This is a genomic window from Chryseobacterium vrystaatense, from assembly GCF_000737765.1.
GTDB classification, from domain to species: domain Bacteria; phylum Bacteroidota; class Bacteroidia; order Flavobacteriales; family Weeksellaceae; genus Chryseobacterium; species Chryseobacterium vrystaatense.
This window is the reverse complement of the sequence record NZ_JPRI01000007.1, coordinates 43298-55970: the sequence shown is the minus strand read 5'-3', so window position 1 is coordinate 55970 and position 12673 is coordinate 43298. Positions and strand designations below refer to the sequence as shown.

Genomic DNA, 12673 nt, shown 5'->3' with positions numbered 1-12673 from the left:
AACAAATATAATGCAAAAATCTGTTAAAACCACGAAGATAATTCATCAATACGGTGAATTTAAAGTAAGTTTAAAAAGCGTTTAGCTTTAACCCTCTATTGGTGATGGGGATAGGAGATCCGTTTAAGGTTGATTTGAGTTGCGTTTTAATTTAAAAAAAACTTAAATTATCTTTTGTTCATGGGAGTTTTCGAATATCATTCTGTTTCCTGTAGTTTGTAAAAAACAAATACATTATGCCAAATTCATGACTAGTGAGTCTAAAGGATTTAGCAGAGACCAGAGATTTCACTGAACAGATCACTTTTACAAACAAAAAACTCCCCACAAAATGTGAGGAGTTTGATATTTAAAGATTATTCAGATTATCTCTGAACTGCTGATTTCATTTTAGCATCGGCACGCAATACTCTGTAACGCACTTCAAGATCTTTCGGTACATAAAATACCAAAGGAAGCTTACTGTTGTATCTTACAATCTCCGGCTGAAGAGTCACAAACTTCTTTGTTTTCTTCTGATCGCGGCACCCCATTAAGGTTCCTGCTGCTTCACCGTTTGATTCTACTTCGTAATAGTTGTAGCCCCATCCCTGAAGGTCCTGAGTCTTTACATTCCCCATTAAAAAGTAATTGTTACAGTCCAGCATTTTCTCAGCTCCTACAAAAAACTCTACTTTCAGATCGTTTTCATTTTTTGCAACAGGCAGCTGAATATATACCTGCTTAAATCCTTCTTTAGCTTTTGGGAACATTTCAATTTCCAGCTTCTCAAACTTTTCTGCTTTCTTTTGTGCGAAAGCATTTACACCTGCAAACATAATCAGTCCCGTCATTAAAGTTTTTGAAAATCTCATCTTATTTTTGTTTTAAAATTTTTACTAGTTCCCTATAGCCAAAAATCATTCCAAAATCTGAACATTCGTACCTTTTGTATGAGCATTCATCTGCGGTGCATAGTAATTCTGCATCGTTGTGATCCCATTGGAGAACTTACCGGCTGCATTGGAGATCAGATCATATTCAAACACATATTTTCCTTTCGGCATGTACTGAATATAGAAATTCGTGGAAGCATCTTTGGTAGACTGATAATAGCCTAAGCTGTTCTTCCACTGGTAACCGGACAATGTATCAGCAGGTTCAAAACCAGCTGCACGCATATCTTTAATATGAATAAACTCCATTGCTCGGTCTGTATTCAGAATCATTCTTACGGTCACTTTATCCCCTACTTTTAAAGGCGTATCCGCTGAAATTTTCTGAAGTTCTTCACCATTTACCGTTTTTACTTTTTTGTAAAGCTCTTTGGTAATGGAGATATAGTTTTCAGAAGATTTTATTTTATCCAGATCTTCATAATACTGCCAGAACAATCCACCCTGTACAATTCCCGGACCTGGCTTGGTAACGGTCACAGTTCCTAAGTTTTTGTCTACTGCATCCGTTTTCACGGTTGATTTCACATAACCTGTAGCCTGTGTTTGCGGAGCTAATTCTTTTCCGCCCCAAACGATGGTAGCTTTATCGCTTTCAGCACTTGTCCATGATTTTCCTGAATTTAGGATCGTAAAGATCACTTCCGAAGTTCCTCTTGAACTTCCCCATGAGTTAACTTCCTTCTGCGTGATAAGCCAGATTTTCATATCTTCAATGAACTTCTGATCATTAGATTTCAGTTTGTTGAAGGCTTCCAAAGCACCCGCCTGATTCACAACTTTAGATCCAAACCATCCCCAGTCATTAAGATTCTGTTTCCAGTAAACACCCTGAGTTTTTGTATCGGCAGATGTTTCTTTCAGGTAGTTCATTAATTTATCGGAAACATCTTTTAATCCGTAATCATTCATCAGCAACGCAGCACGGTGAAGTCCGAAGAAAGTGAAATCTGTAATTTTTGCCGTTTTTGCTTTTTGTTTTACCAATGTTTTCAATGAAGCTCCTTTTCCTTTTAAAGGATACTGTTTTTCCCAATAGTTTCTGGTATCAAGATAATCCATGGTCCAGTTGTTCCAGATATTATTTTCCTTCACATCCCAGTATTTACTGATTTCATTATCTATATACTGAACCAGTTGACTGATCATTTCCTGCTGTCCGGAACCCTGATAATCTTTCGCATTATCTTTCAGCCATGTATTGATTTTCCCCAGGTTTTTAAGGATATACAGAGATGTCCCGTAAGAACTTGGATATCCCGAATACCATGAGAAGCCTCCGTCTGGATTCTGCAGTTTCTTAAGATCGTCCCAATCCTGATTAATCGAATTCCTCATCGTATTGGTATCAAATAGCAGGGCCAGTTTCTGCATTTGCTCTTCCTCATTTTTACTTTCCAATACCCAAGGGGTTTCTTCCAATAGAAGCTGTTTCAGTTCCTGATTCTTTTCAAGGTTTGATTTCAGCAATCCTTTACTCTGATATTCTTCAAAGACAGTTTTCATTTTCGGATTGGCCTTAAAAATTTCAGAAGCCAGTACATCTGCAAACCATCTATTGAAGACCACATCAGCAGAGCTGTTCTGATCATTTTTCAGGCTTGGTAATGCAAACATAATTTCCCATATCGGATTTGTTGTCAACTCCAGCGTGTTGGAAACATTGGTGATCGTCGTTGAAGTTGTATTTTTAAGATTATCTAAAACAAAAGTTTTCGTTTCACCTTCTTTTACAAACACAGGTACAGCATCAGTTACGAGCATTCTGTTCGGAAGTACGGCAACTGTCTGCTGTTCTCCATCTGAATACGCTCCTGCTTTTGCTACGACTTTTAATATAATGGAAGACACATTATTCGGAACTTTCAGTTTCCATGTTAATGCGCTGTTTCCTTTTTCATTTAAATTAAAATTCTGTGTTCCTGCATTGATCCCGAATTTGGAAGAAATATTTTCATTCGTAAAGGCATCCAGAATCTGCAGTTCTGCGGAACCGCTTAATTTTTTATCGGTAAGATTGGAAAGTTTCGACTGAAGATTCAGTTCGTCTCCTTCTCTTAAGAATCTTGGATAATTTGGCGTCACAGAAAACTCTTTCTGAGTTACTACCTGTTTTTCCAATACGGCAGCTCTCGCATCTTTTGTATGAGCCAGGAACATCAGTTTCCACTTGGTCAATGCTTCCGGAGAAGTGAATTCAAAGCTTACATTTCCTTCTGCATCGGTTTTCAGATCAGGATAGAAGAATGCTGTTTCGTTTAGATTCTGACGTACGGGAACTTTTTCCAGGTCTTCTTTTTCAACTGCTATTTCATTCAAAGATCCTGCAACATCAGCCTTAGCTTCGGCAGCTCCTACAGCCATTTCCGTCTTTCTGGCCATCTTAGCCTGCGCTGCAACAGGTGCATTGGGAGGAGCCGGAGCGTAAGCTGGACTTTTCACTTCGTCAACCATCGCATTAGCGCTGTAAATTGCATTACTCATTTGATATATATCACCATCAAACCAGTTGAAATTTGGAATATCTACATATTTTCCATTGTAATATTTCAGCCTTTTCTGATAGTATTGTTGAAGCAGATTTTGTCTGATATCATAAGATGTCACAATAGAATAAGGCGTATATAAATTCTGCCAGCTGAAAGTGTTAACAGCAAACTGATCCAATGACATATCGTACATATTGGCCAGTACTTCAGCATTCACTTTTTCTTTATCGTTTCCTGAAACTTTTACCGTCCATTTTTCTTTTGAGTTGGGTTCCAACTTATCTCTGAAAGTTACCGTCTCAATTTTAAGAGGCTGATTGGTATCTTTTATTTTTAAAGTAACAGCTTGGGTCTGCACATCGTTGAACGCTGCAATCTGAAACTGGATATTCAGAGCTGATACACTTTTGTCTTTTGGGATGTCTGTGGTATATTCCAGAACTCCTTTTTTCAGCTGATGAACCTCTGAAACTGTTTTTCCTGAACCATCCTGAACAAATACATTCACAACTGCATCCGGAACTGCTGAGTAGACGTAGACTTTAGCCTTCTCTCCTCTTGAGAATTCATTTTTCGGTTCAATAACTGTTAAGAAGGTTTTCTGAGAAGGTTTTAAAGATCCCTTATCCCAGATACTGAAATTCTGAGACGATTTTATAGTGTCTTTACCTTCCATATTATACAGCTCAAGCTGATAATCACCTGCCTCCAGTTTTCCTAAATCAAGCTCTGCACCTGACTGTTGAAGTTTATCAGAAATTAATTTTTCGGCTTTCCAGTTTTTAGTCTCATCTTCTTTATTAAATAAATCATGCGGAAATTTGCTGATAAACTCTTCCTTTGAATATTTTGGAAGGTTTTGAACATCCTGCGAGAAGTTATCTCTGAAAATCCTGTTGGGAGAATTCAGTTTGGACAATTTAACGTTATATGATTTTTTAAGATCCTGCTCGTTATAATTCAGAGTTTCTACTTTCAGTTTTACATTTTCATCACTGAATGTATTTTTGATTCCGTCAGCTTTGATATAATGAGAAACCGAGGCTACTTTCAACTGTGTATTGGCAGACTGCGTTTCTCCGTTAATATCGGTTACTGAAGCATTGATCTCATAATTATCGATCTGAATCCCTTCCAGCTTTTCATCTTTTTTAAGATCAAGACGAATTACAAATTCTCCTTTCTCGTTGGTTTTAGCTTCACCAAGAATCGAATTTTCATTATCATTACCACGTGGATACCACCAGAAATATCTCCATCTGATGTTGTGTTTTTTAATTTCGTAATTAACTGTGGTATTGCTCAAAGCGACTCCGGAGAACATCATGGCTTTTCCTTTCAGCTCAATGGTCTGTCCGTATTTGTATTCCTCTTTTACGGGATCAAAAGTCACTTCAAACTTCGGTCTTTTATATTCTTCCACTCTGATATCCTTATATCCCTGGGTACCTTCATCTGTTCTAAGGTAGAAAACCCCGTTCAGTTGACCTTTAGGAAGAATAAAACTTCCATGGTATGAACCGAATTCATTGGTAGAGAAATTCTGAGAAGAAACTTCCTGACTGTTGGCATCAAGCAGTGTGATTTTCTGTTTTAATCCTGACGTTACAGCTTCTGTTTCTTTATCGATCTTTGTATTGATCACCTTGAAATAAACAGTCTGTCCCGGTCTGTAGATCGCTCTGTCTGTAAAGATCTGTGCTAAAGTGCGGGTCTGATTATTGGGATTATAGTCTTCGGCATTTCCATTGTTTCCGTAAACCTGCATGATCTGGAAGTCATTGGTTTTTGGCTGGCGGATCAGGAAAGTCCTGTAATACTCTTTACTGTCTGTAGAAGGGAACTTAAACACACCGTTCGCGTCCGTTTTACCATCGATTTTATTTAACGTTTTATTGGCAACAAACTCATAAAATGTAAGACTTTCGTTCGCTGCCGGTTTTCCATTCTCACTGTTTACAAGCTTTAATGTATTGGACAACTGGTTTCTGTCTGTTTTAGTCTGATAAATCACTCTGTTTCCTGAAACCAGGAAATAAAAGTTCTGTCTGGAATTGTTATCCTTTAGCTCTGATCCTGCCACAGCATATTCAACAACATATACTCCTGAAGGAAGAGGTTTTATTTCCAGTGATGTTTTATGAACCTGATAATCTTTGGAATCACCAGGCTGGAATGTTTCTTTTCTTACAAGAGTTTTTTTAACTTTTCCAAAGGTATTGTTGTAAGAATTCTGTACATACTGCATGAGTGTGGTAAAATCCTCTTTTACTTCATAAATGTTCAGTGAAAATTCTGCCACATTTTTATGGTCGGCTACAAAATGAATGGGCAGATTGTTCTGGGTTTGCTGCTCATATTTGATCGTAAGAAGCGGATTGGTAATCTGATTCTCTTTACTTTTTATGTTTTCAATGAATGGAGACTTTGGATACTGTTTCTTCGCCTGATCTGCAATGGCTAAAGCTTCTTTCTCCTTCTTTTTCGCAATAAGCTCGTTCATGATATCTTCCATGATGATCACTTTGAAGTCCCCTTCTGCATCGGATTTCAAAAGGTTCTGAAGCTGTTCCAGTTTATCTTTACATTGACTGTAGTTACAATTTTCCGTCAGCTTTTCCTTCATGAAATACAGCTTGGGATTCCCGCTGTTTTGTGCAATCAGTTCATCAAAAGCTGCAGTAATCTGCGTTCTGTTTACCGTCAGTTCATCTTTTGTGAAAAGATTATTCTCCGAAAGGAAGCTGATCTTTTTCATGGAATACCATTCAAACAAAGTCGGAAAATAGGCAATATCCTTGTTTTCGGTAAAAATATTTTTGTACTTCGCCAGAGATACCTTTTTCATATCCTGTTTCTGCTGATCAAGCTCCTGATAACTTTTCTTCAAATAGTTTTTAAAATCAAGCTTGCTCCAGGTTTCGATCTGTGATAAATCCTGCGAGTTGATATTGGTTCTGCTTTCGATTTCCCATGAATTCTGATTATAGTAATCCATAAAAAATCCGTTCAGAAGAATAGTGTACACCAATTTCTCTTCACCCTTCAATTGCTTGTCTGCATCTTTAAGTTTGGTGAAAAATTTAGAGGCAGCATCATTCCTGTCGTCATCTACGGTAAGATTCACAACACTGAATTCCGCTTTCAGGGAACGGATGAGCTGGATGGCATTATTTTCTTTCATGGCGTGATTTTGTATATCTAAAATAATGGGAAGATTAGATTTGTAGGCACCTTTCGCACTGTTTTCGGTTACCTTCTTCCATTGGTCATCGTAGTATTTCTGCGCATGCATCTGGGCAAAAAAGCCGAAGCACAGGAATATTACTATCAGTTTGACATTTTTCATATAGTATTATTTTGTTATTTCTATTTTATCTCCTTTTGTTCTGGCATTCATCTGAGGCGCGTAATAATTCTGCAGAACGGCAAAACCACTGGAGAAGCTTCCCGAAGCATTACATACCAGATCATATTCAAATACATATTTTCCTTTTGGCATATAATAGATGAAGAAGTTCGTAGAAGCATCTTTAGTCACCTGGTAATAGGCCAGATTATTTTTATACTGATACCCGGACAGTACATCGACAGGCTCTAAGCCGGCAGCTCTCATATCTTTCAGGTGCATATACTGCATAGGGCGGTCTGTATTCAGGATCATTCTAACTGTTATCTTATCTCCTACTTTCAGCGGGCTGTTTTCCGTAATCTTAAGAAGCTGTTCCCCATTTTCGGTCTTTATCTTTTTATAAAATTCTCTGTTCATCGAAAGATAGGTTTCTGTAGATTTTACATTTTCCAGATCTTCATAGTACTGCCAGAATAATCCACCTTGGGCAATTCCCGGGCCAGACTTTGAAATGGTAACTTCTGCCAGGCTCTTATTGATCTGATCTGATTTGATGACCTGCTTCAGGTAACCTGTAGTCTTGGTCTGCGGCGAAACTTCTTTTCCGCCCCAGATTACCGTAGCTTTATCTGATTCCGGTGTTGTCCATGATTTTCCTGAATTCATCATAATGTAAATGATCTCTGCCGTCGTTCTGGAATTCCCCCATGAATTTACTTCTTTTTGAGTCGCCAGCCACACTTTAGATTCTTCAATGAAGTCAACATCGTTTGGCATCACTTTATTTAAAGCTTCTATGGCTCCTGCATGATTTACTGCTTTGCTTTCATACCATCCCCAGTCGTTCAGATTCTTTTTCCAGTAGGCGCCCTGGGTTTCTGAGGATACAGATGTTTCTTTGAGATAATGGATCAGCTTTTTTGAGGTATTTTGAAGCCCATAACTGTCATAGATCAGTGCTGCTCTGTGTATCCCAAAAAACGTAAGATCTGTTACTTTGAATTTATCTGCCCGGCTAATGATCATATTTTTCAGCGTTGCTCCTTTTCCTGTGATAGGATATTCTTTTTCCCAATATCTTCTGGCATCGAGATAATCTAAAGCAAAATTACTCCACGGATTGTCTTCTTTCTCCTTCCAGTATATATCCAGCTGATCGTCCAGAAAGCTGATCAGGGAAGAAACCATACCATTCCGGCCGGATGATTGGTATTCAGAAATTCCGTCTTTAAGCCATTCATTCATCTTTCCAAGATTTTTAAGGATATATAATGAGCAGGTATAGGAACTTTCGTAGCCTGGAAGCCAGGGAAATCCTCCATCACTGTTCCGGTATTGCATAAGCTTGTTCCAATCTTTATTGATGGAATTTTTCATAGCATTCACTTCGAAAAGCCGTGAAATATTATTCATGGTTTCAGCTTCGGATTTGGCCTGCAGGACCCATGGGGTTTCTTCCAGCAAGACCTGCTTAAGCTCCTGATTTTTTTCCAGATTGCTTTTCAGAAGATCAGCAGTTTTATATTCATCAAAAACGGCTTTCATCCTTGGATTTGCTTTAAAAATTTCTGTTCCTACCACATCCGAAAACCAGGTATTGAATATGGCATCAGAGGTTATATTTAAATTCTCGCTCAGATCAGGAAGTGCAAAAATAATTTCCCATATCGGATTGGTTTTTAACTCCAGAGTATTGCTGAAATTAACAGCCGTTTTTGAAGTGTTGTCCTTTAAATTGGCTAATGAAAATGTTTTGGTCTGTCCCTCCTTTACAAAAAGAGGAACAGTATCCGTAAGCAGCATTCTGTTTGAAAGTACCGCAACCGGTATCTGCTCACCATCGGAATGACTTCCTGCTTTCGCCACCACTTTAATGATAATTGAAGATACTTTGTGGAAAGGTGTTTTAATGCTCCAACTCACGGTTGAATTTCCTGTTGCTCCCACATTAAAATTCTGCACAGATGATGTAATCCTGAATAATGGGGAAATATCTTCATTGGTTTCTGCATTCAGGATCTGTAAGGACGCAGCTCCGGCCATTGCTTCATCAGTAAGATTTGAAATTCTGGTCTGGAAATTAAGTTCATCCCCTTCTCTTAAAAACCTTGGATAGTTGGGATTAACGGAAAGCTTCTTCTGTGTAACAATATCTTTTTCCAAAACCGCACCTCTCGCATCTTTGGTATGAGCCAAGAACATCAGCTTCCATTTGGTGAGTGCTTCGGGAGTGGTAAATTCAAAGTTCACCCGGCCTTCATTATCTGTTCTCAGCTGTGGATAGAAAAAGGCTGTTTCGTTAAGGTTCTTACGAACTTCCACATCAGCGAGGTCATCTTTCTTTTCTTCAGAGTTCTTACCTTCTTTCTGGTCAGCATTTTTCTGGATTTCTTCATTTTCAAAACGCCCTTTCCTTTTGCTTCCACTGCTGCTTACTTCCATGGCTACTACACTTTTTGGCCTAGGGCAACCATTATAAGTATCCAGTCCGGGAACCGTAGGACAGGCGTCTTTTGCATCATCAATCCCATCACCGTCTGTATCTGTCGTCAGGCAGTATTTAACCAACAGATTATAAAAGACATCTTCATCAAACCATTTGAACTGTGGAAAGTATACATTTTTAGTTTCTACATAATTAACCTGCCTGTACCAGTACTGTGACTCAAAAAAGTTATCAACCTTATAGTCTTCTATCACACGGTATGGTATATAGAATTTATTAAATCTATAGGTATTCGGTACAAATTTATCCAGAGATTTGTCGTACATCGACGCCAGTACCTCTGCCACGACTTTTTCTTTGTTTCTTCCTAAGACTTTAATGCTCCATTTTTCTTTGGAGTTGGGCTCTACTTTATCTCTGAAGGTAGTCAGTTCTATTTTTAAAGGGTCTTCTTCATTTTTAACATCAATATTGGCAAATTCATTCTGAACATCATTGTAATGAGCCAGAACAAACTGTACATTATATCTGATCACATTTTTGTCCATGGAAACCGGAAAAGTGTAAGCAAGTACTCCATTCGTAAACTTTTTCTCTTCCTGTTTTTTTTGCCCCTGCCCGTCCTGCCAGTACACATTAACCACCGCATCAGGAATGGCAGAATATGCATATAAAGTTACCTTTGAGCCTCTTTTTACGGCCTCTTTGGGAGCTGTTATTTTAAGAAATGGAAACTGATCCGGTCCAAGCCCTTTTTTATCCCAGATGCTGAAATCCTGTTGTGCCTTGATGGTATCTTTTCCTTCTATATTATAAACCAACAATCTGTAGTCTCCTGCTTCCAGTTTTCCAAGATTCAGTTCTTTATCATTTTGGGAAAGCTCTGTAACTGTTTTCAGTAATTCCCAGTTTTTACGGTCTTCTGACTTATCGTATATATCATGGGGGAATTTAGTCAGAAATTCTTCTCTGGACATTGCTGGAAGATCCTGAATATTATTCTGAAAGTTTTTTCTCAGAACCCGTTTCGGCTGTCTGAGCTGAACCAATTTTATTTTATAATTCTTTTGTAAAGGGATATCATTGTAATTGAAAGATTTTACATTGATTTTCAATTCTTCGTCAGCAGACGCTTCCTTTATTTCATCGGTTGTGAGATAATGTGAAACTGAAGCTACCTTTATATTGGTTTCTGCTGCCTGGGTTTCTCCATTGATGTCTGTGGCGGATGTTTTTACTTTATAATTATGGACCTGTATTCCTTCTGTATTTTCATCCTTTTTGAGATTTATTTTAATGATAAACTCACCTTTCTCATTGGTTTCTGCTTTTCCTAAGATTGAATTTTCATTGCTGTACTCATCAGCCGGATACCACCAAAAATAGCGCTGACGGATATTTTCTTTTTTGAGCTCAAAATTGACATTGGTATTGCTTAACGGAATCCCCGAAAATGTAAGAACTTTACCTTTCAGCTCTATGGTTTCACCATACCTGTAATCTTTTTTGATCGTATCAAAGGTAATCTCAAACTTTGGACGCTTATATTCTTCTACAGAGAAATATTTTGAATCACCGATAAGATAATTGTTATAAGTACCTGAAACCTGCATTCTGAATTTCCCGTTCAGTTTATCTTTCGGCAATACAAAACTTCCACTGTACGACCCAAAAGCATTCGTCTTAAATGTTTTGGTATCTACTACCTGATTATTGGCATCATACAATGTAACTTTCTGTTCATGGTTGATGATGATATCATCCCTTCTTTTACCAAAATCCGGAACCGTGGATACTGCTTTAAAATAGACTGTCTGCCCCGGTCTGAATATCTCTCTGTCCAGAAAAAACTGGGTATGAGGATAGGGATAAGCACGGGAACCGGCTTCAGAAGTTGCTTCCACCATATTGAAATTATTATTCATAGGATCATAAATCAGATACGGAGGTATATAATGGTATTGTACCTTTTCGGATGGAAAGCGCGAAAAATTATCAGTCTGAATCAACAGATGAGTCTCATTTACATTCGAATAATCTCCAAAACCGTATTTCAGAAGTTTAGTATTGGGCATAAGCCTCCCATCTTCCCTTGAAACCAGGATATGATCTTTCGTTTCATTGTAAATAACTCTTGAAGACGTTACAAAAAATAAAAATTTGGATACATCTTCTCCATTGATATATTCACAGATGTACATTCCTTTGGGAAGCGACTTCATTTCCAGAGCAGTGGTATGGTTTTTATAGTCTTTCTTAGTGGGAAGATTAAATACATCTGTTCTGTAAAGTGTTTTGTCAATTTTCTTATAAAAATCTATGTAATCAAGGTCTTTAAGATATTGGAGCTGTTTTTTGAAATGATTAACCGTGTAGATTTTTATGGTAAACTGATCAGCATTTTTGTGTTTGGCTACAATTTGAATCGGTTTTTCAGGTTCGTTGTGAAGTTCGTAAAAAATCTCTACAACAGGAGCCTTTACCTGGTTTTCGAGATAGGTAATATTACTCAGAAACTTTGATCCCGGATATTCTCTTTTTACTTTATCAATCATAGCATCTACTTCCGCAGGTTTAGACGTAAAAAGATTACCTGCAAAATCATTGACAATTAATATTTTGTAATCACCCACTATCGGAGAGTTCACCAGAGCAATCTGTTTTTCGGTAAACTGATCATCTTTCTTTATCTGGTTTTCATAGATCAGCTTCTGATGCTGAAAATAAAGTTTAGGATTCTGGATATTATAATCAATAAGATTCTGATAAAGGGCTATTACAACAGCTTGATTATCTTTCAGTTCATTTTTCGTAAACAGATCGCTGTTGTTGAGGAACTCTATATTTTTTTTTACCTTCCAGTCGTAGAGTGTTGGAAAAAACTCGAAATCACCTTTTTGGTCAAACGCATCTCTGTATTTTTCAAGACCTACTTTTTTAAGCTTTCTATCAATTGCCGAAAGCTCCTGAAACTTCTTCAGATAGTAATTTTTAAAATCAAGTTTCGTCCATGATTCTATCTCGGTAATCTCTCCTTTATCAACATCTGTCCGTTTCTGGATCTCCCATTTCTTTTTTTCATAATAGTTTTCGAAAAACTCTATCTCCAAAACTTTAAATAAGAGCAGGTCACTTTTTTTCAACTCTTTTTCTGTGCTGCTGATCTTTGAAAAGAAAACGGATGCATAATCATTTTTAGGATCGTCCTGGGTATCTTTATAGATCGCAAATTCAGCTTTTAAAGTTTTTATAATCTCAGCAGCTTTTTTCTCTTTAATGGCTTTTTTCTGAATATCCAGAATGAGAGGAAGACTGGACTTGAAATCTCCATTCTGATAGCCTTGCGCTACTTTCAACCATTGCTCTTCATAGAAATCCTGAGCTGAAAAAAATATACTGAAAAAAGTAAAAAACAACAGAACATATTTGGAGATGTTTTTCATAGGTATTA

At 37.5% G+C, this 12673-nt stretch carries 3 protein-coding genes; all 3 read right to left on the bottom strand.

The annotated features are described in order from the left end of the window. Positions 1-365: 365 nt before the first annotated feature. Genes eco through IW16_RS17115 form a run of 3 tightly spaced genes read right to left on the bottom strand, consistent with a single transcriptional unit; the run spans position 366 to position 12665 of the window. Positions 366-854: a serine protease inhibitor ecotin gene (gene eco / locus IW16_RS17125; protein WP_034747104.1), complete on the bottom strand. Its 489-nt coding sequence runs from the start codon at positions 852-854 to the stop codon at positions 366-368. Positions 855-899: 45 nt separating this feature from the next. Next, on the bottom strand, positions 900-6773 hold the full coding sequence (locus IW16_RS17120; RefSeq protein ID WP_051890382.1) for an alpha-2-macroglobulin family protein: 5874 nt from the start codon (positions 6771-6773) through the stop codon (positions 900-902). 6 nt (positions 6774-6779) lie between these two features. After that, on the bottom strand, positions 6780-12665 hold the full coding sequence (locus tag IW16_RS17115) for an alpha-2-macroglobulin family protein (protein WP_034747102.1): 5886 nt from the start codon (positions 12663-12665) through the stop codon (positions 6780-6782). Positions 12666-12673: the final 8 nt, after the last annotated feature.

What these genes read in the sequence shown, in the direction of transcription:
- eco (WP_034747104.1), bottom strand. Translation starts at nt 854, where the DNA reads ATGAGATTTTCAAAAACTTTAATGACGGGACTGATTATGTTTGCAGGT.
- IW16_RS17120 (WP_051890382.1), bottom strand. Translation starts at nt 6,773, where the DNA reads ATGAAAAATGTCAAACTGATAGTAATATTCCTGTGCTTCGGCTTTTTT.
- IW16_RS17115 (WP_034747102.1), bottom strand. Translation starts at nt 12,665, where the DNA reads ATGAAAAACATCTCCAAATATGTTCTGTTGTTTTTTACTTTTTTCAGT.